The sequence below is a fragment of the Dyadobacter linearis genome, from assembly GCF_907165045.1.
GTDB classification, from domain to species: domain Bacteria; phylum Bacteroidota; class Bacteroidia; order Cytophagales; family Spirosomataceae; genus Dyadobacter; species Dyadobacter linearis.
Map to the genome: position 1 here is coordinate 62,418 of NZ_CAJRAU010000005.1, position 25,169 is coordinate 87,586.

Genomic DNA, 25,169 nt, shown 5'->3' on the forward strand with positions numbered 1-25,169 from the left:
AGTGTATTTGAAAAATATCTCTAACTTTACCAGACAATAGGTTAGCGGAAAGATATTCAGACCAATACATGAAAAAACCATTTACCCGAAACAGTGCTTTAATCACATTCCTCGCCGCATTTTTCTACGCGGCAACTTCTTTCGGACAGACAACCATTACCACTGGAGTACTAGCTCCGAACACCGTTTGCCAGGGCGGCGAGGTCGAAGTTCCATTCACTGCAACAGGCACAATACCAGCACTTACGACATATCAGGCCCAGCTTTCGGATGACGCCGGAGATTTCGGGGCCGCCCCGACCGTAGTGGGCTCCTCGGCGACCAGCCCGATCACTGCTACTATCCCTGCTGCCACCTCGCCGGGGGCTGCTTATAAAATCAGGGTAGTTTCGATACTGGCTGCGGTGATCAAAACCGAAGGAACTGAAAGTGCTGCATTAAAAGTGAACGCAATACCTGCTGCACCTGTGGTAACTGCCGAAGTGAGTGTTGAGCAAGGTAAAACGGCGACTCTTACTGCCGCCGGGACCGGTTTGAAATGGTATGCTGCTGCGACAGGTGGAGCAGAACTTGGTACCAAGCCAGTCCCGGATACAGACACACCGGGTTCAACAAGCTATTTTGTTTCTCAAACCGTTGGTACTTGTGAAAGCGAGCGGGCTGAGATTGTGGTAACTGTTACTGCGTGCACACCGCCGGCTGCGCCTGTTGTCGCAAATGTGACGCAGAAGGTGGGTGATAATGAAGAAGTGCTGACCGCAAAAGGTAGTGGACTCAAATGGTATGCAACCAAGACGGGCGGATCTCCTTTATCCGGGGCACCAACAACTTCAACAGATAAAGCTAGCACGACCAGCTATTTTGTATCTCAAACAGTTGACAAATGCGAAAGCGAGCGGGCTGAGATTGTGGTAACAGTTTCTGCCTGTACACCGCCGGATGCACCGGTTGTCGCAAATGTGACGCAAAAAGTGGGTGATGTTGAAAAAGTGCTGACTGCAATAGGAACCGGACTTAAATGGTATGCAACCAAAACGGGCGGATCTCCTTTATCAGGCGCCCCAAAAACTTCAACAGATAAAGTCGGCACTACGAGCTATTTTGTATCTCAGACAGTTGATAAATGCGAAAGCGAGCGAGCAGAGATTACAGTGACAGTTTCTGCGTGTACGCCTCCTGCTGCTCCAACTGTTGATAATATAAGTTACACGGTGGGAGATAAAGCAGAGCCGCTATCTGCAGCGCCTGCTACCGGGCTACTTTGGTACAATGCTGCCACTGGTGGAACCGGATCAACAACTGCGCCAACTCCATTAACAACTACGGCTGGCTCAAAAAGCTATTGGGTATCCCGGACCGTTGACAAATGCGAAAGCGCCAGAGCGGAAATTGTTGTTACCGTTTCTGCCTGCGTTCCGCCTGCCGCACCAACTGTTGCTGATGTTAATTATTGCTTAAACGAATCACCAACTGCACTTACCGCAAAAGGTGCGACCGGAAATACAACTCTCTGGTACACAACTCAATCTGGCGGAACGGGCTCTACTACCGCACCAGTTCCAAAAACAAATGTGGCTGGCACATTCAGTTATTTTGTAAGTCAAAAAGCGCCGAATGCGAAATGTGAAAGCGAGCGGGTTGAAATCGTCGTAACTGTTAAAAGTTTCTCACTTGCCCCCACGGTTGTAGCAGTGCTTAATCTCTGCCAAAATTCTACTGCAACAGCATTAACAGCCACCGGGACGAGCCTGACCTGGTACACAGCCGCGACAGGCGGTACTGCGTTAGCATCTGCGCCCGTTCCTGTGACTACAACCACAGGTACAACCAGCTATTACGTTTCTCAAACAACAGCTGGCCGCTGCGAAGGGCCGCGTGCGAAGATTGACGTAGTTATTAAAGATACCCCCGTAGCTCCAATAGTAACTGCCACGAATTACTGTGTAGGCGAAAAAGCGGTGGCACTTACACCGACCGGCGGAGTTTATAAATGGTACACAGTAGCAACAGGAGGAAATCCGCTTGCTGCCGGACCAACGCCAACCACCACTGCTGCGGGAACGACTTCTTATTATTTAACACAATCCAATACCTACGGTACATTATCTTGTGAAAGTCCACGTGCCAAGAAAGATGTTATTGTAAATCCTACTCCGGCAGCTTTACCGGCATTGTCCGATGTATTTTGCCAGGATCGTGAGGACAAAACATACACTTTCCCGACGAAAGCAGCAGACGGAAATACGTTGCAATGGTATACTGTCGCAACCGGCGGAACCGCTACCACAACCACGCCGACTGCCAAGTTGAATACGCCGGGTGAAAAGACTTTTTACGTGACTCAGTTGAGCGGTAAGAATTGCGAAAGCGCGACAAGAGTTGTTCAGAAAGTCCGCATTAAGCCACTTCCGACTCTGCCAGGTATTGAAAAACCATTGATCGAATATTGCCAGTTTTTGCCTGCGACTCCGTTGGAAGCGACACCAATGGCGAAAGCTACCCTCAACTGGTTTGGGACAGACGCAAGTGGTGGAACTTCGAGCGATACCCCTCCTACCCCATCCACAGCCGAAGGCGGAACTACCTCCTATTATGTTGGTCAGACTTTGGAAGGCTGCCTGGGTGACCGTGCAAAAATTGACGTAAAAATCAATACTACTCCAACACCGGCTACGACAAACTACCTGGAATATTGCCAGGGCGAAAAGGCTCCGATACTTGATGCAACAGGAACAATATTGAAATGGTATCGCGACGCGACTACCACGGAATGGCAGGGATTCCCTTACACGCCGTTCACTGATAAGGTGCAGGATTACTCGTTTTATGTAACTCAGACCGGCACTGTAAATGGCTGTGAGAGTCCGAAAGAAGAAATTAAAATTCATATCAAATCACTTCCTTCCGCATCTATCTCGGGTAACTCAACTATTGATCTGGGAGAGACCGCCAATATTAATATAAAGTTTACAGGTGATGGGCCGTGGATTTATATCTTATCGGATGGAACAACCGATACAACCGATCAGGCCAACCACCAGGTGCCTGTGAAACCGAGCACAACCACTTCCTACTTATTGACAGAAGTTTCAAACGCTTGTGGAAAAGGTATTCCGGGCGGACAAGCGCTGGTAACCGTAAAGATCCCGACGATCAATTCAGGCAATCCGTCGACGGCCGAAGCTTGCGCGGGCAAAAGTTTCGTGGTACCATTCCAGCAATCAGGCGATTTTCCGGCTGAAAATACCTTCAAAGTACAGATCGCCACTGAGAACCAGGATAGCAAATTTTTCACGATCCCTTCCGTTGCGACGAGAAATTCAATAACTGCCACTTTCCCTGACACGACCAAAGGTGGTAACTACTATCTGCGCGTGATCAGCTCAGGCGATAATCCTGAGTTTCTGGTAAAAGGAAGCGTTAGCTCCATCACTATTTCTGCGAGTCCGTTGCCGGTTGCAACATTATCCGGCGCGCAAACGATCCTGGTTGGTGAAAAAGCGAGCCTTAAAGTAGAGACCACAGGAAAGGCGCCGTGGACTTTCACCCTGAGCAATGGTACAAAAGATACGCTGATCACGGCTTCGGTTAGTCCGTACACATTCCAGATCGCGCCTCCTGCAACGGTTACTTACACGATTTCAAAGGTGACCAATACTTGCGGTACCGGCAGAGGAGCGGGTTCTGCGAGGGTTCAGGTTGATCCGATTTTGGGTGTTGAGCCTCAGCAGCCTGCGGATTGGGTGAAAGTTTATCCTACACTTGTACAGTCGGTTTGTACTGTGGAAGTAACCGGCAATATCAACCCAAAACAGGCAAGTGTTGAGGTGATAGATTTAAATGGAAGATCGAAGAGCATGAAGTCTATTCGGCAAAAAACAACCGAAGTGGATTTCAGCAGCTACCCTTCCGGTTTGTATCTGATCCGCATTCAAAATGGCAATCTGAGCACCGTTCAACGTGTGATGAAACCTTAGTTTTATAAAAGTTTTTGAAAAAAGGGGCATTCATTTCAAGATGAATGTCCCTTTTTTGTAACCAGCAATTTTGATCAAATGAATATACAAGCTGATATACTGGACAATTATTTCATGGCAGAAGCGCTCAGGCTGGCGGAGCAGGCTTATGAGGAAGGCGAAATACCTGTTGGAGCGGTAGTCGTGATCGGTGAGCGCGTTATCGGAAAAGGATACAATCAGACCGAGCGACTGAATGATGTAACTGCACACGCAGAGATGATCGCGATTACAGCTGCTGCCGACAACCTCGGTTCTAAGTACTTAACCGACTGCACACTGTACGTGACTTTGGAACCCTGTGTGATGTGCGCAGGCGCGTTGTATTGGACACAAATGAAGCGGGTGGTTATCGGCGCAAAAGATGAAAAACGCGGATTTACGAAGCTCGGCAAACCCGTTTTACACCCCAAAACACAACTGGTAAATGGGATTTTGGCAGACGAATCTCAGCAGCTGCTGCTCAAATTTTTTAGACAACTAAGAACATAAAGCGTTCATCTGCTGTTAGCCTTCTAGTGCCACATTAATATATTAATCATTAAACTACACTGAAAATGGCTTTTACACTTGATCCCTTACCTTACGCAAACAATGCATTGGAACCACATTTCGATGCATTGACCATGGAAATTCACCACGACCGTCACCACCAGGCTTATGTTACCAACTTGAATGCAGCGGTAGCAGGCACTGAACTGGAAGGCAAAAGCATAGAAGAAATTATCGCGAATATCAGCAAGGCACCAGCACCGGTACGTAACAATGGCGGCGGTCACTGGAACCATGCGTTTTTCTGGAAATCACTTTCTGCAAGCGGCGGCGGTGAGCCAACCGGTAAATTAGGGGAAGCGATCACAGCTAAATTCGGTTCATTCGCAGCATTTAAAGACGAGTTCAAAAAAGCAGCAACAGGCCGTTTCGGTTCAGGCTGGGCTTGGTTGATCAAATCAGGCGACGGCGTTGCGATCACTTCGACTCCAAACCAGGATAACCCATTGATGGACATTGCTGAAACCAAAGGAACGCCGATTATCGGTCTAGACGTTTGGGAGCACGCATACTACCTGAAATACCAAAACAAGCGTCCTGACTACATCGACGCATATTGGAATGTAGTGGATTGGAAAGCTGCTGACGCACTTTACACTTCTGCGAGCTAATATTTGAATAATGTCAAAAGGTTTATAGCAGCGAAATTTTTAGATAAAAATTCTTGCAAGCTGTAAACCTTTTGCTACTTTTGTGTCCTTGAAACGGGGTTACCCTTTAAGATTTCCCTGAATCGATACAAGTTAAACGGAGGTTGTAGCTCAGTCGGTTAGAGCGCTAGATTGTGGTTCTAGAGGTCGCGGGTTCGAGACCCGTCTCCCTCCCCAAATTTTAAAAGGTCCCTTTCGGGACCTTTTTTTGTGTACTCGTGCCTGGCTTTATTTCACAATCAATAAAATTCCGATGGTAAGCCGCAGGAGTCTGGCCGGTCCACCGTTTGAAGGTTCTGGTAAAGGCACTCAGTTCGTTATAGCCTAGCAGATATGAGATTTCCTTGGCCAGGTAAGATCCTTCTTAAATGTATGCGAGCGCCTGTGTCTTCCTGACTTCGTCGGTCAATTGCTGAAAACTGGTGCCTTCTTGCCGCAACCGACGTTGCAGCGTCCGGGGACTAATGGCAAAATTGGAAGCTATATCTTCCAGCACAATCATTCCCAAATAGGAATTGCAGGTTAGATAATTAGATATGCGGTCTGCCAGACGAGATTTGCTACTGTCTATACTGACGGTTAGGCCGGCCTGCTCCAGCAATAATTTTTGATGCTGATAGTTCGAGGTGATAATTCTTTCATTCCAAAAAGAATGGTCAAATCTCAATTCGGTGCTGCCTGCGTTGCTCTCGGGACGGCATCGCAACACCCTTTCATATTCTGCCGGCTTTGCAATAGTGCCGGCATAACTGGCCCAGATAGGACTCAGTTTTTTTAGCATCAAGCCATCAAGTTCATGTATTACCAATACCAGCAGCAAGTCCAGCATTTGAACAGTGACCGTATCTTGCTGCCAGTTCTTGTCTGTTGGTATAAACAAAACTGAAAAGTGCTGATCCATTTTAATCACTTCCAATCGTATCGTTTCTGATATCAAGTGGGTCAATCTGGCTGCGGCGATCAGTGCATCTCCTACCGTTTCGCTGGTCTTGATTATCTCCCCGACAACTCCGAGCGCCGCCAGCTGCAATGATTCTCCAAAATGCAGACCAAGCAGATTATCCTTTGTTAAATGTATAGCATTGAGCCAAATATCCGAAGTCTGCTTCGTGCTGAGTGGCGCACTTAGATCATGCATTTCTTCAAAAGTGACATTTGACGACCGCAACAGCAGTGCAGCCGGAATGTCCCGCTGGGCGGCATAAGCCACCAGGCTAAACATGAGTTTCTTATGCTGATTCTCCATGAAATAAGCTTTTATTCAAAAGTATCGCATTGCATTTGGCCTGGCAACACTTGGCGGGAAATGATAAACGGATGTCGTTTATAGGTAACTTCTTGTTGAACGCAAGGTCTGAAATTTGCTGCCGAACTAAAACATAACAGATCATGAGCACAGATTCAGCCAAAGTAGTAAGTGAATTTTTGAATGCAGTAAAGGTAGTTGACCTGGCAAAAGTCGGTGACTTACTTGATGCTCAGGTGCAGTGGTCGCAGCCGGGCAACAACGAGATTTCTGGCGAGAAAGATTCAAAAGAAAAGGTGTTCGAGATGGTGGGGAAAATGTTTGAAGTGTCCGGTAATACGCTGCAATTAAAGAATTTCAGTACAATCAGTGTTAATAATGATCGTGTTGCCGCAGTGCTTGACTGGACAGCACAGAAACCTTCCGGGGCTGTCCTTAACGTCACCAATATTGATGTGTATACGATAGCTTCCGGCAAGATTAGTAAAGTAGAAGTTTTTTCAACTGATCCGGAACAGGAAGATCATTTCTGGAAAAGATGATGTTCCCTTATTCACCTGGAAAAGGTAAGTCAGGGAGATAACTTTCGATAAAACAGCTATTTAGCCCATTTTTCTTGTAGGTTTTGACTAACGAAACGCGGTACTTTGTTGAATCTCTTAAATTCTTCCCTTAGTACTATATGGTTAAACATTTACATCCTGTAGAAAGTAAGTCTTCTCTGTATTCTTGCCTTCTTCGCGCATCGCTTTTCTTATCCATTTTTCTGTTTCTGAGCCTTTTTTCATCAGGTGCTTATGCTTTACCAAGCCCACCACCAAAAATATCCTTTGTCACACCATCCGGCGCTGGTGATAAAACGGGTATTTCCTGGGCGACTGCAAGTGATGATCTGCAGGCGATGATCGATGGCAGCGAAAGTGGGGATGAGGTATGGGTAGCTGGTGGCACATACAATGTGCCATCGAGTAGTAACGGTTTTACATTGAAGGAGGGAGTAAAGGTATATGGCGGTTTTGCCGGCACAGAAGGCGCCCTTGCCAACCGGAATCTGACACTCACTGCCAATCAAAGCATCCTTAGCGCTGGCGGTGTCAAGAGCTTTGTCGTGGGCAATAGTACCGCACTCACCACTGCTACCCGGTTGGATGGGTTTACAGTCACAGGAGGCTTACAGATTGGTATATATAATAGCTCAGCATCCCCCACGCTGGTTAATCTTAAAATCACTGGTAATGGTGCCGGCGGAGTGGGCAATATAGGGTCTTCTCCAATCCTGATTAATTGCACAATTGTAGACAATGGTTCAGTCAGCATGTTAAATTTGACATCCTCACCCGTAATTATCAATTGTACAATGGTAGTAAGTGTAGCATCAGATTTTGGAATTGGTATCTCAAATGCGAGCGAGTCTTCACCCATAGTGCGTAACAGCATTATTTCCGCCAATAACACCGCTTTCCAAAACGATGTCAGCAGTTCGATAGACATCCAGTACAGTCTGGTATACTCACGAAGTGCTTTTATGTACGGTTATCCTGCTATAATTCAGGCAGACCCCCTTTTCAGCAATCCTGCATTGGGAGATTACACCTTACAGTATTGCAGCCCGGCCGTGAACGCTGGAAGCAACACTGTTTACGCCATCGGTCAAACGCCCGAGATATCCGATATAACCACTGACGTGGACGGCCAATCCCGCTTTTTTGGCGGTAGCGCAGTGGATATGGGGGCTTATGAATATCAGCAGGAACGCGCTGCCCCAACTCCGGGAGTCACCTTTGTGAGAGAGGGAGGAACCGGTAATGGCACAACCTGGGATTGTGCGATGGGCAGTCTCCAGCAGGCCATCTTTTCTACCCTCAGCGGCCAGATATGGGTAGCTGGCGGCACTTACCTGGCGGAACAGGCGGCTTTCACTCCCAGGCCAGGGGTGAATGTGTATGGCGGTTTTGCCGGAACGGAAACAAGTCTTGCTGACCGGGATTTGTCTATTACCTCCAACAAAAGTATCCTGCGGAGAACGGGAAGCAACAATGTTGTAGAATATTATAATGACAATGCTGAACAGCCAAAGGCAGTATTAGATGGCTTTACAATAACAGGTGGCAGCGGGGGCGTTATCACTTTTAGGGCCTCCCCAATACTGGTCAATCTTGTGATTACCGGTGTCACCCAGTTTGGCGTTGGTTTTAATGAAGGAGCTCCGGTCCTGATCAACAGTGCAATCACTGGCAATGTCGGTACCAGTGTATTCATCGGAGTAGGTAACACCAACTCTTCCTCAACGCTTATTAATTGTACAATTGCCGGTAACAGTGCTCCAGGTGGATTCAGTGTAGGAATGAGCAATAGTGGGGCTTCTGTTCCCAAGCTGCGTAATAGTATTATTTATGGTAATCAAAATGGAATACGTAATGATCCATATACTGCCGGTAGTACTACGACGATTGAGTACAGCATTGTGGAATCAAACAAAACAATTGACCCGGTCGATCCTCCTGTCCCGGATATTGATCCGCTTTTTATGAACGCTGCCGGGGGCGATTACCGGTTACAGCCATGCAGCCCTGCGGTTAACACAGGATATAATTATTACGCAACGGGTCAAACTCCTGATTTTTCCAGCATCACTACTGATCTGGACAGCAAGCCAAGAATAAGAGAAAATGCAGTGGATATGGGTGCATACGAGTTTGGCGGCGCGGCGCGCGAACTTGCTTTGAACGGCGATGTGGCCACGGCTACTGTTTCCGGGGACCTACTTCTTACCACGAATGGATCAAATTGCAAGCTCCTGGCCTACCTCTCACCAAATGACGGAGCAGCATTGAACGGAGCCGTTTCTGCAAAAGTTTGGGTGGAGGGTAACCAGCCGACAAACTATCTCAAACGACATTACCAGATCCAGCCGGAGACAAATGCGCTCAATGCAACCGCAAAAGTTACCCTGTATTTTACTCAGCAAGAGTTCACGGATTTCAATCTGGTAAGCCCAATTCCGCTACCAGTCGACGCTGAGGATGTGGAAGGTTACAAAGCAAACCTTCGTATCGAAAAGCGTTCGGGGATTAGCGATACTGAATTTGGATTACCGAGCTCGTATAAAGGCGCCATTGAAACCATTACGCCATCGGAAGCCAATGGAAAAGTGGAGTGGAACGCAGATGCGGGCCGCTGGGAAGTGAGTTTTGACGTGACAGGTTTCAGTGGATTTTTTGTAAAAACAATACAAACCGCATTGCCGCTCAATCTGATCAGCTTCACAGCAACCAAAGAGGCGGGAAATAATTTGCTGCAATGGAGCACTTCCAGCGAAGTCAACACAGACAACTTTGAAGTCCAGAGCAGCGCCGATGCAAAGAAATTCATTAAGATCGCGACATTGGATGCAGGCGGCAGCGGAGATCATCAATACAGCTACAACGACCGGACGAGTTACAGCAGAACGGTATATTATCGACTGAAAATGTCTGATCGCGCGGCCGGTACGCCGGACCGGAACCATCTTGATGGGGCTTATACTTACAGCAAGATCATCTCACTTACTGGCGATCGAAATTCCGCTGCGCTATATCCGAACCCGGCGGGAGCTGTGGTGACGTTCCAGGTTGGCGATGCCTTGCTGAAAAGTACCGCTGCACTGTATGATGCAACCGGGCGGCTGGTGCAGAAGATTGTGATCACGAACAACCAGCAACAGATCGACACCGAATCATTGGCAACCGGAACATACGTTTTGAAATTCGTGGACGGGACAGCGGAAAAGTTTGTAAAAGAGTGAGGAAAACTAGTTCAGCATACGATGAAGTCCTTTTCTAATCTGAAGGGGACTTCATAAGTTGCTTTTGCTCGCCAAATATCCAAAAACAAAAAAGGACTGTCGCCAACAGTCCCCTAATCTCTAAGCCTTCGCCCCCATTTGTTCGAGCCCTTCCCAAAGCACTTTCAAGTCAAAGAGAGCTGACTTTTCTTTCTGATCAAACGGGATATCCGAGTGATAAAGAGCCAGATCGTGGATCATTTTGAGCGATTGCGATAATTCCCGACAGCCCTGACAATCGACGATATACAGAAAATCTGCCTGCCGTTGCGTCAGCGTAGCGCCGACATCCAATGCGTGACGTGCATCATTCGTTGCGTTGACTGAATTTGCATTCGAGTCGATTCCTGGACCATTTGATGTTTGCATTGAAAATGGATTTGGGTGAAATGAAAAGGAGAGGTCACCGCAAACATCAACGAAAGAACATCTCGTCCAGGTTTCGGGACTTGCACCCGTGTGCCTCTCCAAGGCCATTTTGGCCTGGATTTGTTTAAAAATTTCATAGATGTTCTTAAAATGTTTGCGGGGCAAATATAGGGGAAAATTTGGATGGGTGGTTGGGGAATGAATTAACGGTTAGTAGAGTGGCGGAGTAGGTCGTGGTTCAAGACAATTGAAAATCATCAATGCTGATAATGGAGTTATGGTTCTGGTTTTAGGTAGCGGGATGCGTACCTTACAATCCAAACATAAGCTCCGAACATCTGATAAGAAGTATTGCGGGCAACGTATTCATGATTTCCTCCAATGTCTATGACATCTACTTATTTACTTTATCTCGACATCCTTGGGTTTAAGAAAATGGTTGAGCAAAATGATCCCAGGATAGATGATTTGTTCGAAAGAGTTGATACTCTGCGTGTATTTATGGATGAAGCATTTAAAACATTAATATTTTCGGATACCATTATTTGTTTTTTAAAACACGACCCGAGGTCAAAAGAGGCTCGTGAGACTATGTTGATGTATGCCTGTGAAGCTAGTCAATCACTTTTCTACCATTGTGTCCAGCTTGGAATAGTTTTCCGCGGAGTTTTAACTTTTGGAGAATTTAAGTATACAAAGCATAAACACTTCGACTCATATTACGGGAAAGCACTTATCGATGCCTATCAAAAAGACAATGGACATGAAATAACTGGTACTGGCTTATTTGTCGATAAAAGCATATCTAGTAACCTTAACATATTTCGGACAATCGAATACAACGACAAATTTGACTTTGTGTACCCGAATCAAAGTATAGGAGATTTTGAAAATTGGCCTAAAGCTGCCTTCCCCATAGATTGGATTTTGCTCGAAGGCCCATCTCTATTGGACCTGGACGCGAAGTATTTTAAGTTTTTAAAAAATCAAATCGACACTCATCAAGATGAATATATTCGTTCAAAGTATTTAACAACTTATGAGTTATACAAAAAAAGATTTTCAGGTCTTATTGAATTTCTAGAGTTGAATGACTTTGACCATCGAAAATTATCCCCGGAAGTTGATTGGGAAGAAAAACTGGATGAATTCCCAAGAAGTATATACTAATAAATGACAATCAGATCATTTTGAAAGCAGCAAAAATAGTTGAAGACAGGAAAACGATTAATAGAAAGAAACCCAGAGGTGTCATAGATCTGCATCTCTACTTCTACGATGCTACCACTACTTCCATTTGGAGTTAAACAGTTACTATACAGTTACCGGCTCCCAAGTGTACTGCAATTCGTTAACCCGATAAAACCGTGTATCTATACACGTCAGCTTATGATCGTTGAAAACGGCTAGATTAAATCCCGATGGGTTCATGGCGCTTCTATATTCCACCGCATCAAATCCAATCGACTTTATAAATTCACACAAAAACTGTGTCGGAAGGTAATCTAGATCACTATCCTGCTTTCTAACTGGCTTGGATAGCTCAGATCCTAGTTTTAGTAAATATGGCTTGACTCTTATAAACTCATCGATCGTAAAACCCTTATTTTCTATATCAAAAGGACCATACTCATCCACATTTTTTAGACTCACTACACTTACCGGCGCATTAGTGACAAAATCTCCAAGGGTAATGGTTTCATGTAAACTTATTCTCGTTTCATACAGCGTTGTTTCTGGATCACTTGAAATGTATAGATAGGGAATACCAACAGGGTTCGCTCTTCCCGCACCTGTCTTTTCCATAGGTGGCTTCCCCATTTTATTAACTGGAAGCAATGTATCCGAGATCCTGCCCCGATAAAAAGCGCTACCTGGTAAATATGTCTTGTTGAGTCGCTCAAACACAGATCCCAGAGTATCAGTATCAATCTTTTCTGTAAGGAAGAATCGATTTTTACTTTTGATTTCATTAGCAAATACATCCCACTTCAAACCCAACACGAGGGCATCCTCATTGTAGATTGGATTAAAATAAACTTGTTCTACAAACAGATTACCACTATAATTTGCGGACTCTCTGGCGATATTCTGCAGTAACAGTTGACACTGTGCGACATTTAATAATTCCCTATTAAAGAGATTGGGCCAGTATGATAGTATATGGTCGAAAAGCAACACTGGCTCACCATGCGGATCACCAGGATTAAAACTTGAAACCAATGCATATGTGGAGAGCAAGTTGTCAAACTTATCAGCAAGTTGGCCTAAATGAATCAATGGGACCGCAGTCGAGTTCGAAAACTGACACAGTCCCGTGGTGGTCGACATAGAACCGACAAAGTCCTTTAACGCTTGGTCAGTGAAACAATTAGCACTGCAAAACATAATTAAAGCAGAGATTGCACCAACTCGATGTGGTGCATGATGGAGAGCTTTTTAATAATGCCCAAGCCGGGAAATGCTTGACGGTAGTAGTAATCTTTAAACTGCCTAATGGCCAAAGAGTCGAATCGATGATGATCAACAAAATTTACCAACTTTGTTAACGCCTCGTAGAATTTACCCGCAGTATCTTCTATACCGTCATTGCTGTCGGACAGAAAGTGATGAATTCTAATATCCTCGCTGTCAGGATCTTTATATGTAAGGTGTATTGCGACTGCATACGGAAGCATTCCTCCTTCGATGTATTCCCCGCCGATTGTAAGATAGTCTGCGTAGCCCTTGTAATTCTCTTCTTTGAAATAATAGTAATCATTTGAGAAATTCTCATCAGGGTAATGCTCGTAATCAGCATTTTTTTTCTGCTTTACAAATGGATCATTTAAGTAAGATACAACCTCTTTTTTGTATTTTCTTTTCAGTCCAAAAATGTGATTGATTTGAATAAAAATATTTTGTGCCGATGTATTATTTACGAGCTCTGCAAGTTGCGCCGTCGAAGATATTTGGTTCAATTGAACTATGCTGTATCCCGATTGTTCATAACCATTTTCAGCGATTGTCGATTTTAAGAAACCAAAATCTTTTTCACTATTAATTAAAAAGGTAGGGACTATGTTCCTAAACCCTTGGGCTTGAAGTCTAGAAATGAAATCTAAAATTTCAGCGCTTTTATTTTTTAGATCTCCATGTTCCGGGTTGACGATTAACTGAATTTGAAGATTCAGTTTGTCTAGTGCAACTGCAACTGTTGATATTCCTTTCAAATCCTTCTTTACCGGCTCAATGATAGGCGATATCTTCGCTGGATCCAAAGGTAGTTTCACCAGCTCTCTTAATGCCAGAAGCTCAAATTGTTTTCCACGAAGAAAGGGAAAGTACATAGGAAGGGTTTAAAGTTTACTGTTCAATCGCTTTATCAAAGTAATGTAAGAACTAGAATCTAAATTATGATGATAGCATGAAAATTTTATATAGTCAGGTAAATCACCCGAGAGTATCATCTTATTAGTACTTTTATTGATTCGCTTTTTTATTACCTCCAAATATCTTTTTTGGACTACTTTCGGCTCGCAAAGTCTCAATAACTTTAAGCAAGCTGTAAAAAGCATGACAGGAGATACATCAGGAATGTGGCCACAAGTGAGCCTTGTCATTTCTAAATATTCATGCTTACGAAGCGATTTCAACATTGCGGCACAATCCAGCATACTTTCATTGATGATGGAGCTTCTATATAAATCTATTTTCCCTTCGTTTGAAAAAGAAAGTATTCCAACTTCTGGTTGTAATATCTGCTTGTACTTTTCAACTTCGCTACAATGCGTAATAAGATATACTTCCGAAAAAGCTTTGTAATAATCGGCAATCTGGGAGTTTAAGCGCTCTGGGGAATCTAATTCTGTCTTAATTTCAAATACCTTATTCGTACCGTTCACTAGAACAGCGTCAGCTTTGGACTTTCCGATTCTAAACTCATTCAGCAAGATTGTATCGTCCAACGAATAATTTTTGAGAATAAAATCATTGAGCAGGGATGATTTGTAAAGGTATTCGTAGCGGTACCCGCTCAGTAAATGTTGATAAGCATGCTGAATAAGATCCTTAACCGTTTCTGGTCTCTTCCCTTCCATGGTTTCCCAGGAAAGTAGTTTTTTCATTCTATTCACATACGCGCCCGCCATGTTGTTTGTTATCAATGGCTTAAAGGCAGAATTGTTTATTAGCCGGGAAAGTGGCCTAGTATTCAATGTGTTATGTGATTTTTGTGTTTCCATAAGTTTTATATATCCCACAGCGGCAAACTTATTACACACTACAAAAGACTAAATGATTTACACTACAAACGTAACGAAAAATCAGATCTTTAAGTGACGCTCGCAAGATGTCCATGAGATCGGTGGTTTTCATCGAAGCAGGAACCTCCTCCAAGACAAAACGCGCTCCCGGCTGACTTGTTATGAATGTGCATCGACTAACTTCTCAGCTACCCAACCACCATCTTCGCCATCCCCTCCCAGATATAATGCGGAGCTAACTCGCGCAATGCCCAATCTCACACAATACCTCCGCGCAAAAACAAAAATTTACCCCATCAAATTTGTAATATTATACACCATTCCATCAGGTTCGCTCTATGAAACTAAAAGTTTTACACCTGCTCTTTTTTCAGATCTTACTTGGTGGAATTGTTCTGGCTCAGCCGGCGATTGTTATTGAACCTTATCTGTCTGGATTTACGCGGCCGGTCAAAATTACGCATGCGAGTGATTCGCGGTTGTTTGTTGCGGAGATGGGCGGGAGGATAAAGGTGGTTAAAAACGGGTCGATTCTGCCAACTCCATTTTTGGATATCAGCAGCAAAATTAACGATCCGGATTGGGCTGGGATTTATAGCATAGCATTCGATCCAAACTACCTGAGCAATGGCTATTTTTATGTAATGTATGTTGTAAAAAGCAAGTTTGAAGTACAGATTTCCCGATTTCAACGTGCAGGCAACGCCACCTCAGACATTGCCGGTTCCACAGAAACACCTATTTTAACCATTCCGTACACCGACGTCCTGGGCGGGCACCGGGGAGGTGACATGGCTTTTGGGAAAGACAATCAGTTATACATTTCCACAGGCGACAATGGGCCGGGAAGCCGGGGCGTGACGGGCGATCCTGAAAATAACGCCCAGAATATGTCCACGCTCTTTGGAAAAATATTGAAAATTGATCTTAACAACCTGCCAACAGCATCAAATGCAACCGAGCGTATCTGGGCACTGGGCCTGCGAAATCCATGGCGTTTCAGTTTCGACCGGTCAACCGGCGATCTCTGGATCGGGGATAATGGACACGACGGATGGGAAGAAGTCAATTTTTTCAGTGCCTCTAATACCACTACACCAAGAAATTTCGGGTGGGACTATATGGAAGGAAATTCCGTTTATAGAAATTGCAATTGCGACATAGCAAGTACTTTCATCGCTCCCAAATTCACTTACCCAGGCTATACCAACAATGCAAATCAGACAAACACTTCGGTTATGGGCGGGTACGTGTACCGAGGGGCCAAGTATCCATCGTTGAAAGGCACTTATTTCTATGGGGATTATCAGTCTTTTAACATCGGCGTTATTGTTCCAAACGGGTATCAGGGTTTTATTCCCAATGTCTCATATCCGTCCCTTATTTCGTTTGGGGAAGATCAGCAGGGCGAGTTGTATGTGGTTTCGTTTTTCGATGGCACGTTAGGGAAATTGACCCTTCCAAATGATCCCCTTCCAGTGACGTTGGAATCATTTACTGCCCAGCCAATCGAAAACGCTGTTCAACTGAAATGGAAGACCACAATGGAAACTAATTTTTCACATTTTGAGCTGGAACACAGTGCAGATGGAAAGAAATTTCAGCCATTAAAATCAATTTCAGCATCTGGAAAAGGCGATAACTACACCTATTCGGATGATTTACCTTTTCCTAATTCTAATTACTACCGTCTTAAAATGGTCGATCGGGACAACAGTTATCAATGGAGTCGCGTGGTTTATGCCAAACCTATTTTTAATTTGGGTATCACGGTTTTTCCAAATCCGGCGTCAGACAAATTTATGATCAAGGGTGTCGGGCCGGGAGAGACGATCCGCCTGTATAGCATGACAGGTCGCTTGCTGCTAAGCAAAAAAATCACATCAGAAACCAAAGTGGAACTGGACTTAAATAATTACCCACTCGGGGTTTATAACCTGTCTGTTGAGGATGGAAGTTTTGGTGTTGTGAAGAGATTGAAATTAGTGAAGGATTGAAGTTGTTTTTTGCCAGTTACTTATCAATCACATTGTCACCTTACCATTCACCACCGCAACCCTGCTACAAAAAATATAATCAGCATCCCTGCGATCCGCATACGACTGTTGAATGAGCTCAGTCTTACGGGCTACTTTCCCTTTGAAAAGCACTTTACCATTTTGCTGGATGGTGACTGGCTTGTCCAGGTTCATCATTTTGTCATTCAGGTGAATGTATAATGTATCGTTATCATTTTTCTGAATGTCGATTTCCTGGCCGTGGTAAGATGCAAAAACCGTGTGCCCTTTCACTGCTGAACCCTGCGGAACAGAGAGCCAGTAAAAATGCTTGCGCACCACATCGTCCTGAATCCAGTTTATCTTTTTTGGATATGGATTGCGTTTGAATTTGGCCATCCAGGCGACACTAATTGTATCTTGTTGTTTCATCCAGTGCGGCATACCGGCCATTAAATGCGCATCATGAATGAAACCGCCTTTATCGGTTGCTTGCAGAGAGTCTAACCTATTTGACCATTCGGTTAGCAACGCATTTCTGTTATATGCGGCATCTTTTTCACCTACAGCCAGGAAAAACGGCAGGTTCCGCAGGTTCAGAATTGCCGCGTCGCCAGGGTGCCCGGCCATCATCGCGGCGGCTGCCCAGTGATCGGCCATGCGCGGGGCGAGCTGATACACGCCATCACCGCCTGCGGAATATCCCATTACATATACTTTGTTCGGATTAACATCTTCCATGATTACTGCGTCCAGAATAGCTTTTTCGAGCAAACCATCTACCGACTCCTGGTGCCACATATTCCACGTGTTCGATGGCGAGCGCGGCACGAAATAGACGCCCTCGGCAGGTTTATACAGCCTTTGCTGATTTTTGTACTGCTGATCGTTCATTGATGCCGGACCATTGCCACCACCGTGCATAGAAATAAACATGCTGCGACCATCCTTAGGTTTTTCACCAAAAACCTTAACTGTGAAAAGCAAACTGTCGCTGCCAATCTGAATTTTCCCATTCTCCCAATCTGCTTCCGCCTCTGACCGGTAATTCTCTTTATAATTAGAAATTACCTTTTCTGCCTCAGCAACAGCCTCCTTTGCGGTAATACTTTTAGTTGTGGGCTGCGCGAATGTGAGTGAAGCAAGTAAACAGAACAGAAAAACAGAAGCTGCTTTAAAAAGGAACATATAGGAGTGAAATATTGAGCTGTACTAGAAAATAAGCCTAAAAATATAAATTTCACGTATTAGAACATTTTGTTATTTAAGTTAACATCACCTAATATGTTCCGTCGACTATCAGAATTTGGTTTCAATTTCGATGGCATTGCTGGATGAAGGTTTAACCGTCATTACTATCATGCGGAGAAGCGCTGAGTCATATTGTATTTATTTAGCAAGATAATCGGACGATAACCGATTATCTTGCTAAATTTACACATGGATTTCGCGCAAAACATAAGGAACCTTTCCACCCAGCCGCTAACCCATCAGCTGCTGATTTCGCTCTTGAAAGGCTACAAACGTCCAAATGATAAAATCCATGAACTAATCTCAGCAGGTGTGATCGAACCTGTAAAGAAAGGTTTGTATTTACCATCTACCAGGATTTCAGAAAAGCGTACTGAGCCTTTTCTCTTGGCGAATCATATATTGGGGCCGAGTTATATTTCTTTTGACAGCGCGCTTTCCTATCATGGGTTAATCCCGGAGCGGGTTTTTGAGGTATCCTCCGCTACTACCAAAGCTTCCCGGAAGTTTGATACCTCGACAGGGACATTCAATTTTATACGAATGCCGCTGCCTTATTACAGCTTCGGGATTCGGCAGGTAGAGATTGGTGAAAATCAAAATGCACTCATCGCATCGCCGGAGAAAGCTTTATTCGATAAAGTAATTAATACCGCAGGCTTAAAACTCCGTAGTAAAATCGCAGCCGGTGAATACCTGATTGAAAACCTGAGAATGGACGAAGATCAGTTGAAGCAGCTGGATGTGCAGGCAATGGAGACCTGGCTGAGCGATTCGCCGAAACGTGAGAGTTTGGTTCAAGTCATAAAACTCATCAACGAACTATGATTAAAGATTGGCTCGCAAGCTACAACCCCGCTACTAAGGAGGATGCAACTCAGGCGCTGCGTGAAATTATGCAGGAAGTTGCATTGGCTGGGCTTTACAGGAAAGGTTTCTTTGAAAAGGCTGCGTTTTATGGTGGCACGGCGCTCCGAATTTTTTATGGATTGGACCGCTTTTCCGAAGATCTCGACTTTTCGCTGCTCAAAGCAGATCCCAATTTTTCAATCAACACCTATTTGCCCGCGATAGTCGATGAATTTGAAGCACTGGGCATGCATGTGTCGATTAAGGAAAAGCAAAAAGCAGTTAAGTCCAACATTGATTCTGCATTCCTGAAATCGGAAACGATTTGGCGCGAGCTGGTTTTGGAAGGCGTTGTGCCGCAGCAGGGATTAGGACAAACTGCCAGTATCAAGATCAAACTGGAAGTCGACACGATGCCACCTCCGGGATTTGATACCGAAGAAAAACTGCTACTCCAACCATTTTCATTTTATGTAAAATGTTTCAGCATTTCCGACCTTTTCGCCGGTAAAATGCATGCGCTGCTTTTCAGGAAATGGAAGGATAATGTGAAGGGGCGCGACTGGTATGATATGGAATGGTATATCAGAAAAGGAGTTACATTGAATCTGAAACACTTCGCGCTACGTGCGAAAGATAGCGGAGATTGGGAGCATGACAGTATCAGTGAAGCGGAGTTTCAGGTGTTGCTGAATGCAAAAATAGATTCAGTGAACTTCCAGCGGATCAAGGACGATATAAGGAGATTTATACCGAATGTCAACGTCCTGGATATATGGAGTCCGCAGTATTTTCATGATTTAGTTTCCAAGCTAAAATTGGGCGTATAACGGTCTCGCTACGCAGAAAAATAATCTCTCTTTCACTATTAGGTTCAAACTTCTTTCACCTGTCGGTAATCTTGGACTCTAATCCGCGCAGCGTACGTTCTCCTGAATTTTATAATCTTTTATAATTATTAAGATATGTTTAATCCTTAGCGTCCGCGCCAAGCCTAAATTTGTTCTTAAATAAATGGCCAAGCAATAAGATAACCGATAAGCAATAATATAATCGAGAAGAAGACTTACAAAGTAAATGGTGAAATCATTTTTTTCGCCTTGCGTATATGGTACCAGGTTATTAGCTGGCAACATATTTGCACCCCAATTCTACCCGCTGTAAGGGTCTTAATAAAGGATTTTTAGCACAAAACGTGCCGCAGTGCTCAATGTTGAAGTAAACATTGGCCTCCAAAACAATTCAAATATCGAGTTAAATGCTGTCGCTGACGCGGCAAGTATATAGTAAAGTAGTATGCACCCAGGCTATCCGAGCAATAAAAAATAATATACTTTTTAAATCCATCTATTATTATGAAGAAAATTACAAGCATCCAAACCATTATCATCCTACTCTTTATAGCCAGCATTTACGTGGCTGCTATCAGCAAGGAAACAGCACCCGTGGCAATTGACTACGACAAAGAGCAGACACAGATTTTGCAGCTGATTGACACCGAATCCAAAGCCTTCTGGGACAAGGACTATGACAAATGGGCAGCTTGCTGGGTACATGCACCCTATATCCGTACAATGGGCTGGTGGAAAGATGGCGGGGTGACCGTAGTTAAAGGATGGGATGAAAGAGACAGTAGAACCAAAGGATACATGAAGGACTTTCCGAAGCCCAACCCACAGAATGTACGGCGGGAAAATATCAATGTCCGAATCTTTAAGGATGCTGCCTGGGTCACTTTCGATCAGTATGGCACGGATACAGGAGAGCCGTTATTGGATATGCCTGGGCTCAGCCGCGAAACCCGATTTCTGGAAAAACACAACGGACAGTGGAAAATTGCATATGCAGGCTGGCTGCTGGAAGGTAAAAAGCAATAAGAAGCGCAGATCTCGACAAGTTGGGTCTTAACCTCAAACTTTCGGCGACAAGCTGATATTGTTGCCGAAAGTTTGAATCTTAATTTTGTTTCAGCATATAGATCTGATCTGGCGGTAATCGTCAACTACTTCGCCAGCTGCAAATCCGCAATGCTCTTAATCCGATTCCTTTCCAAAAACGCGTCAATCGTCTCGAAATGCTCGATCACACGCTTATCCTTAAACTCAAAAACCTTCTGAGACAACCCTTGTAAAAAGTCACGATCGTGGGAAACCAGCACCAATGTTCCGTCGAAGTTCCTCAGTGCTTCTTTCAAAACATCCTTTGATTTCAAATCCAAATGGTTCGTAGGTTCATCGAGAATCAATAGGTTTACGGGTTCCAGGAGCAGCTTCACCATGGCAAGGCGGGTTTTTTCTCCGCCGGATAATACGCTTACTTTCTTGTCGATATCCTCGCCCTGGAACATAAATGCGCCCAAAATATTCTTGATCTGGGTTCTTACGTCTCCTTCTGCGGCCTCGTCGACCGTTTGGAAAATCGTCAGGTTCGGGTCCAGTAACGATGCCTGGTTCTGTGCGAAATAGCCGACTTTCACATTGTGTCCAAGCTGGCAGGTTCCTTCGACGTTGATCTGGCCCATGATGGCTTTGATCATTGTTGATTTACCTTCGCCATTCCGGCCGACGAATGAGACTTTTTCGCCTCTCGAAATCGTCATGCTGGCGTTTTTGAACACCATCTGATCGCCGTAGGATTTGGACACATCTTTCACGGTAACCGGATAGTCGCCTGACCTTGGAGAAGGTGGAAAACGGAGTTTCAGCGCTGAGTTATCAATTTCATCAATTTCAATGATTTCCAGTTTTTCCAACATGCGTTCGCGGGAGGAAACCTGGTTGGTTTTGGAATATGTGCCGCGGAAGCGTTCGATGAATTGCATGTTATCCGCAATCATTTTCTGCTGTTCCTGATACGCCTTGATCTGGTGTGACCTGCGTTCTTCGCGCAGCACCAAATAATGCGAATAGTTGGCTTTGTAATCAAAAATCCGTCCCATTGTAACTTCAATGGTGCGGTTGGTAATGTTGTCGATGAAGGCCCGGTCGTGGGAAATAACCATTACGGCATTGGATTTATTGACCAAGAAATCTTCCAGCCACATCACGGATTCAATGTCAATGTGGTTGGTAGGCTCATCTAGCAAAATAAGGTCTGGCTTTTGCAAAAGGATTTTGGCCAGCTCAATGCGCATCCGCCAGCCTCCACTGAATTCCTTGGTTTGCCGCTGAAAATCTTCCGGCCTGAATCCCAATCCTTTCAATGCTTTCTCAACTTCGGCGTCATAATTGACTTCTTCCAGCTGATAATATTTTTCACCGATTTCGGTAACCTGCTCGATGATGGCCATATATTCATCGCTTTCGTAATCCGTGCGGGTTTCGAGTGCGTGATTAAGTCTTTCCATTTCGGCGCGCATTTCAAAAACCTGCTTGAATGCTTTGGCGGCTTCTTCGAAAACGGTGCAGTTGTCTTCGGTCAATAAATGTTGTGGCAAATAAGCAATTACGGCGTCTTTGGGCGCGCGTACATGGCCGCGATTGGCCTTTTGTTCCCCCGCAATGATTTTCATCATGGTGGATTTCCCTGCTCCATTTTTACCCATCAGGGCAATTTTATCAGTAGGATTTATTGCAAAAGAAACCTCACTAAAAAGCGTGGAACCGCTAAATTCAACGGCCAAATTCTCAACTGTAATCATCGTCTCATTTTTTGAAGCCGCAAATGTACGATGATACGATCATTGATCAACAGCATTGAATTAATTGTTAATCGCAAGCGTTTTTCAAGTGAGGATTTTACATCTCATTCAAATATTTCACAAAAGACAATTAGATAAAAATATGGACTTACGCACAACATTATCAGTAAATGAGAGCTTTCTGGAAATGCTGAAAGATATCAAAGACCGTGGAGCAAAAGCGGAAATGATTCTGGATATCAACGGACTGGAACGGGCTGAGGGAGTTATTAAAGAAATACACGCAGACGATCCCAATCCTTACATTGTACTGCAAGACGAAAGGAAGATTGTGGAAAAAACAATCGCCGCACTGAACGGACTTTTCCGCCCGGAATATGCTGGATGTTAACAGGATAGGTTTTGGAAGCTTTTATTCAACGCATATTATCCCATCGATATCCACATAATAGCGCCCCGATCTGATATCCGTTTCCAGCAGGATTTTGCGGCAGGTATCTGTGGTGATGGCACCGCCCAGTGCCACGGCTGAACCTAATTGCGGCCAGGATGAAATGGTTTGCCCTATCTCGTTCAATGAGGCTTTAAGGCGACTCGAAATCTCATCTGAATTAATAATCTTACCTACCATCTGTATTTTTTCCTTTGCCGACAAATTTTTCAAACCTGCCGGATCAATGTCAGCCAGCAGCCCGTGTAAAATCGGACGTTCCGGTTCTTTGTCGAAACGCTCAATGTCAATCATTCCCCTGTCGCTCGTGTCCATTACAACCGGAATTTTAAAATGCCGGGCATGTTCTCTCGCCAGAATTTTAACGTCCAGGCCGTCGCATACTTCCACCAGTATATCAAGGTTTCCACCATCAGTCAGAAAATCATTGATATTGGTTTCTGAAATTCCTTCGCGATAAATCTGCACATTAATAAACGGATCGATTTCTGCAATGGCGCGGGCGGCAACAACGGACTTGTTCATGCCCAGATTATGCGTGCTTGTTTGAATGCGGTTTAAGTTCGAAAGTTCTATCGTATCGTAATCGGCCAGACGCAATTGACCTACCGATCTTTCCGTAGCGAGTGTCATAGCCACAGCGTGCCCGATCGACAAACCTATAATGCCAATCTTTTTCGTTCCCAGTATTTGCTGTTCCTCCGGAGTAATTTTATAATTGTTGCGGTTTGTCCTGACTTTAATAAATTCCTTCTCATCAAGCAGGTGGACAAGTCGCCTGCTCCACGGATAAAAAACCCATACACCATATTCATGAAAAGTGCGTTCACCAAGGTGTTTTGCTATGCGGGCATTTGATTGTTCCGGACTCAGTTTAACAGCCGGATTTTCTATTTTTACAAGCTCAAAAAGCTGATCATAAATTGTATCGAATACTGAAATATCAGGGTTATTGTCAACAAGAACTTCTAGTTTTTCTTTATCATTCAGATTATTGAGACGAAAGAAAATAGGTTTAAATGTAGCTTCTGATTTGTCCGAAATTTTTTCGGCAAGCTTTGTGAATATCTCCATTAAAGTTTTCTGTATTTAAAAAGCTGATTATTTCGATGAGGACAATTGATGCACATCTGCGAGCTGACTAGTATCCAATACACCCGTCCCATACCTGCAAACCACGCCCGCTATAATTGCCTGGTTCATATGGGTTTGCGACATATTCTGAAACTCTGAAAGTACCGCGGCTGACGAAGTGGGAAATTTAAAACCAGGATAACCATTGTCATTTTGCTCCGCAGTTACACCCTTCATCATAGGCACCAGATCTGCATGGTATTTAACCGAATTTACCGAGCACGAGTAAAGGCAATATTTGTGATTATCCAGAATTGAAATCCCTATTGCTGCCAGCATAGCAAATCTGCACAAGCCCAAACCACGAAATTCATCTGAAACAGCGACCCTGCTCAGCTCTACGGTTCTATCTTTATTAGTTATGCTATTTTTGGAATTTATCTGAAAAGCATATTCAGTCGGCAGACAACCGGAGATATCCGGTTTGATGTTAAGACCAAACTTTTCATTGATCGTATATAGCTGCTTTTCAATTGCTTCATTAACTTGTCTTGTCACAACCCTGATCGTAGCAATTTGCTGCCGATTCAAAAATATTCCGATCAGATTTGCCTTCCAGTCGCTTGGCAGCAAATCGTACTTATTGTCGACATATTCACCTGAATATTCCTTTTCATAGATTCTTGTTCTTAATGCCAAATGATCAATAATATCGGCTTCGCTTGATAGTTCTCTAAGTTCAAAATCGCTGAGTAGTTGCTGAAAGTTAAATTCCATTGGATTAATATTTAGACATTGAATAATTGAACAAATGCATTTGAAGTAATCAGATATCGGGTCTGACAATTTGTTCAGCAAAACTACTTTCTCCGTTAAAGGCAGGCTTTAAACATTCCTTAAGAAGTGTAAATAATTATAAAAATTGTATGGCGAGAGAATAGCAGCAACTGCCGATATTTAGTTCGGTCAGCAAGTATATCAGCTGCCGACCTAGTTTTTATATGACA

At 44.2% G+C, this 25,169-nt stretch carries 21 protein-coding genes and 1 tRNA gene; 12 read left to right on the forward strand and 10 right to left on the reverse strand.

Annotation, left to right across the window (positions count from 1 at the left end):
* Positions 1-68: 68 nt before the first annotated feature.
* From KOD92_RS17240 to KOD92_RS17255, 4 genes are all read left to right on the forward strand, one after another.
* Positions 69-3,977, forward strand: coding sequence for an Ig-like domain-containing protein (locus KOD92_RS17240; RefSeq protein WP_215234842.1), 3,909 nt, complete (start codon positions 69-71; stop codon positions 3,975-3,977).
* Positions 3,978-4,055: 78 nt separating this feature from the next.
* Entirely contained in the window at positions 4,056-4,508 is a 453-nt protein-coding gene (locus KOD92_RS17245) for a nucleoside deaminase (protein WP_215234843.1), read from the forward strand.
* Positions 4,509-4,573: 65 nt separating this feature from the next.
* Positions 4,574-5,179 carry a superoxide dismutase gene (locus KOD92_RS17250; RefSeq protein ID WP_215234844.1) on the forward strand — a complete coding sequence of 202 codons (606 nt, stop codon included), beginning with the start codon at positions 4,574-4,576 and terminating at the stop codon, positions 5,177-5,179.
* 139 nt (positions 5,180-5,318) lie between these two features.
* Positions 5,319-5,395: transfer RNA gene (locus KOD92_RS17255), tRNA-His, on the forward strand.
* A gap of 4 nt (positions 5,396-5,399) precedes the next feature.
* Here the strand turns inward: KOD92_RS17255 and KOD92_RS27745 are convergent.
* A complete protein-coding gene (locus tag KOD92_RS27745) occupies positions 5,400-5,570 on the reverse strand; it encodes a helix-turn-helix domain-containing protein (RefSeq protein ID WP_215235202.1) in 171 nt (56 codons plus the stop codon).
* 12 nt (positions 5,571-5,582) lie between these two features.
* Positions 5,583-6,464, reverse strand: coding sequence for an AraC family transcriptional regulator ligand-binding domain-containing protein (locus KOD92_RS17265; RefSeq protein WP_215234845.1), 882 nt, complete (start codon positions 6,462-6,464; stop codon positions 5,583-5,585).
* Positions 6,465-6,607: 143 nt separating this feature from the next.
* Here KOD92_RS17265 and KOD92_RS17270 point away from each other — a divergent pair, with 143 nt between their 5' ends.
* Both KOD92_RS17270 and KOD92_RS17275 read left to right on the forward strand, forming a co-directional pair.
* Positions 6,608-7,006, forward strand: coding sequence for a nuclear transport factor 2 family protein (locus KOD92_RS17270; RefSeq protein WP_215234846.1), 399 nt, complete (start codon positions 6,608-6,610; stop codon positions 7,004-7,006).
* A 140-nt stretch (positions 7,007-7,146) separates the two neighbouring features.
* Positions 7,147-10,248 (forward strand): choice-of-anchor Q domain-containing protein, encoded by a 3,102-nt coding sequence (locus tag KOD92_RS17275; RefSeq protein ID WP_215234847.1) that lies wholly within the window; start codon positions 7,147-7,149, stop codon positions 10,246-10,248.
* Positions 10,249-10,368: 120 nt separating this feature from the next.
* Here KOD92_RS17275 and KOD92_RS17280 read toward each other — a convergent pair whose 3' ends face one another.
* Positions 10,369-10,656 carry a hypothetical protein gene (locus KOD92_RS17280; protein ID WP_215234848.1) on the reverse strand — a complete coding sequence of 96 codons (288 nt, stop codon included), beginning with the start codon at positions 10,654-10,656 and terminating at the stop codon, positions 10,369-10,371.
* A gap of 387 nt (positions 10,657-11,043) precedes the next feature.
* Here KOD92_RS17280 and KOD92_RS17285 point away from each other — a divergent pair, with 387 nt between their 5' ends.
* Positions 11,044-11,826 (forward strand): hypothetical protein, encoded by a 783-nt coding sequence (locus KOD92_RS17285; protein WP_215234849.1) that lies wholly within the window; start codon positions 11,044-11,046, stop codon positions 11,824-11,826.
* Positions 11,827-11,970: 144 nt separating this feature from the next.
* Here KOD92_RS17285 and KOD92_RS17290 read toward each other — a convergent pair whose 3' ends face one another.
* The 3 genes from KOD92_RS17290 to KOD92_RS17300 all read right to left on the reverse strand — a co-directional run bounded on the left by KOD92_RS17290 (position 11,971) and on the right by KOD92_RS17300 (position 14,879).
* Complete coding sequence (locus KOD92_RS17290) at positions 11,971-12,936, reverse strand: RES family NAD+ phosphorylase (RefSeq protein ID WP_215234850.1); 966 nt, start codon at positions 12,934-12,936, stop codon at positions 11,971-11,973.
* 110 nt (positions 12,937-13,046) lie between these two features.
* Entirely contained in the window at positions 13,047-13,985 is a 939-nt protein-coding gene (locus tag KOD92_RS17295) for a sce7725 family protein (RefSeq protein ID WP_215234851.1), read from the reverse strand.
* A 9-nt stretch (positions 13,986-13,994) separates the two neighbouring features.
* The gene (locus tag KOD92_RS17300; protein ID WP_215234852.1) at positions 13,995-14,879 is read right to left on the reverse strand and encodes a sce7726 family protein; all 885 of its coding nucleotides are present in this window, start codon (positions 14,877-14,879) and stop codon (positions 13,995-13,997) included.
* Positions 14,880-15,238: 359 nt separating this feature from the next.
* Between KOD92_RS17300 and KOD92_RS17305 the strand changes: the two genes are divergently transcribed.
* Positions 15,239-16,897: a PQQ-dependent sugar dehydrogenase gene (locus KOD92_RS17305; protein WP_215234853.1), complete on the forward strand. Its 1,659-nt coding sequence runs from the start codon at positions 15,239-15,241 to the stop codon at positions 16,895-16,897.
* 27 nt (positions 16,898-16,924) lie between these two features.
* On the opposite strand, the gene KOD92_RS17310 is transcribed toward KOD92_RS17305, so the two are convergent.
* A complete protein-coding gene (locus KOD92_RS17310; protein WP_215234854.1) occupies positions 16,925-18,085 on the reverse strand; it encodes an alpha/beta hydrolase family protein in 1,161 nt (386 codons plus the stop codon).
* 252 nt (positions 18,086-18,337) lie between these two features.
* Here KOD92_RS17310 and KOD92_RS17315 point away from each other — a divergent pair, with 252 nt between their 5' ends.
* The 3 genes from KOD92_RS17315 (at position 18,338) to KOD92_RS17325 (ending at position 20,874) form a co-directional block, all read left to right on the forward strand.
* Positions 18,338-18,976 (forward strand): type IV toxin-antitoxin system AbiEi family antitoxin domain-containing protein, encoded by a 639-nt coding sequence (locus tag KOD92_RS17315; protein WP_215234855.1) that lies wholly within the window; start codon positions 18,338-18,340, stop codon positions 18,974-18,976.
* On the forward strand, positions 18,973-19,827 hold the full coding sequence (locus tag KOD92_RS17320) for a nucleotidyl transferase AbiEii/AbiGii toxin family protein (protein ID WP_215234856.1): 855 nt from the start codon (positions 18,973-18,975) through the stop codon (positions 19,825-19,827). Before KOD92_RS17315 ends, KOD92_RS17320 begins: the two co-directional genes overlap by 4 nt.
* A 525-nt stretch (positions 19,828-20,352) precedes the next feature.
* The gene (locus KOD92_RS17325) at positions 20,353-20,874 is read left to right on the forward strand and encodes a nuclear transport factor 2 family protein (RefSeq protein ID WP_215234857.1); all 522 of its coding nucleotides are present in this window, start codon (positions 20,353-20,355) and stop codon (positions 20,872-20,874) included.
* 125 nt (positions 20,875-20,999) lie between these two features.
* On the opposite strand, the gene KOD92_RS17330 is transcribed toward KOD92_RS17325, so the two are convergent.
* Positions 21,000-22,637 carry an ABC-F family ATP-binding cassette domain-containing protein gene (locus tag KOD92_RS17330; RefSeq protein ID WP_215234858.1) on the reverse strand — a complete coding sequence of 546 codons (1,638 nt, stop codon included), beginning with the start codon at positions 22,635-22,637 and terminating at the stop codon, positions 21,000-21,002.
* Between the two features lie 142 nt (positions 22,638-22,779).
* Here KOD92_RS17330 and KOD92_RS17335 point away from each other — a divergent pair, with 142 nt between their 5' ends.
* Positions 22,780-23,028 carry a hypothetical protein gene (locus tag KOD92_RS17335; RefSeq protein WP_215234859.1) on the forward strand — a complete coding sequence of 83 codons (249 nt, stop codon included), beginning with the start codon at positions 22,780-22,782 and terminating at the stop codon, positions 23,026-23,028.
* Between the two features lie 21 nt (positions 23,029-23,049).
* Here KOD92_RS17335 and KOD92_RS17340 read toward each other — a convergent pair whose 3' ends face one another.
* Entirely contained in the window at positions 23,050-24,162 is a 1,113-nt protein-coding gene (locus KOD92_RS17340; protein ID WP_215234860.1) for an Rv1355c family protein, read from the reverse strand.
* A gap of 27 nt (positions 24,163-24,189) precedes the next feature.
* Positions 24,190-24,939, reverse strand: coding sequence for a hypothetical protein (locus KOD92_RS17345; protein ID WP_215234861.1), 750 nt, complete (start codon positions 24,937-24,939; stop codon positions 24,190-24,192).
* Positions 24,940-25,169 lie beyond the last annotated feature (230 nt).

Bases quoted from the DNA above. Each gene is read 5' to 3' on its own strand.
- KOD92_RS17240 (WP_215234842.1), top strand. From the start codon at position 69: ATGAAAAAACCATTTACCCGAAACAGTGCTTTAATCACATTCCTCGCC.
- KOD92_RS17245 (WP_215234843.1), top strand. From the start codon at position 4,056: ATGAATATACAAGCTGATATACTGGACAATTATTTCATGGCAGAAGCG.
- KOD92_RS17250 (WP_215234844.1), top strand. From the start codon at position 4,574: ATGGCTTTTACACTTGATCCCTTACCTTACGCAAACAATGCATTGGAA.
- KOD92_RS17265 (WP_215234845.1), bottom strand. From the start codon at position 6,464: ATGGAGAATCAGCATAAGAAACTCATGTTTAGCCTGGTGGCTTATGCC.
- KOD92_RS17270 (WP_215234846.1), top strand. From the start codon at position 6,608: ATGAGCACAGATTCAGCCAAAGTAGTAAGTGAATTTTTGAATGCAGTA.
- KOD92_RS17275 (WP_215234847.1), top strand. From the start codon at position 7,147: ATGGTTAAACATTTACATCCTGTAGAAAGTAAGTCTTCTCTGTATTCT.
- KOD92_RS17280 (WP_215234848.1), bottom strand. From the start codon at position 10,656: ATGCAAACATCAAATGGTCCAGGAATCGACTCGAATGCAAATTCAGTC.
- KOD92_RS17285 (WP_215234849.1), top strand. From the start codon at position 11,044: ATGACATCTACTTATTTACTTTATCTCGACATCCTTGGGTTTAAGAAA.
- KOD92_RS17295 (WP_215234851.1), bottom strand. From the start codon at position 13,985: ATGTACTTTCCCTTTCTTCGTGGAAAACAATTTGAGCTTCTGGCATTA.
- KOD92_RS17300 (WP_215234852.1), bottom strand. From the start codon at position 14,879: ATGGAAACACAAAAATCACATAACACATTGAATACTAGGCCACTTTCC.
- KOD92_RS17305 (WP_215234853.1), top strand. From the start codon at position 15,239: ATGAAACTAAAAGTTTTACACCTGCTCTTTTTTCAGATCTTACTTGGT.
- KOD92_RS17310 (WP_215234854.1), bottom strand. From the start codon at position 18,085: ATGTTCCTTTTTAAAGCAGCTTCTGTTTTTCTGTTCTGTTTACTTGCT.
- KOD92_RS17315 (WP_215234855.1), top strand. From the start codon at position 18,338: ATGGATTTCGCGCAAAACATAAGGAACCTTTCCACCCAGCCGCTAACC.
- KOD92_RS17320 (WP_215234856.1), top strand. From the start codon at position 18,973: ATGATTAAAGATTGGCTCGCAAGCTACAACCCCGCTACTAAGGAGGAT.
- KOD92_RS17325 (WP_215234857.1), top strand. From the start codon at position 20,353: ATGAAGAAAATTACAAGCATCCAAACCATTATCATCCTACTCTTTATA.
- KOD92_RS17330 (WP_215234858.1), bottom strand. From the start codon at position 22,637: ATGATTACAGTTGAGAATTTGGCCGTTGAATTTAGCGGTTCCACGCTT.
- KOD92_RS17335 (WP_215234859.1), top strand. From the start codon at position 22,780: ATGGACTTACGCACAACATTATCAGTAAATGAGAGCTTTCTGGAAATG.
- KOD92_RS17340 (WP_215234860.1), bottom strand. From the start codon at position 24,162: ATGGAGATATTCACAAAGCTTGCCGAAAAAATTTCGGACAAATCAGAA.
- KOD92_RS17345 (WP_215234861.1), bottom strand. From the start codon at position 24,939: ATGGAATTTAACTTTCAGCAACTACTCAGCGATTTTGAACTTAGAGAA.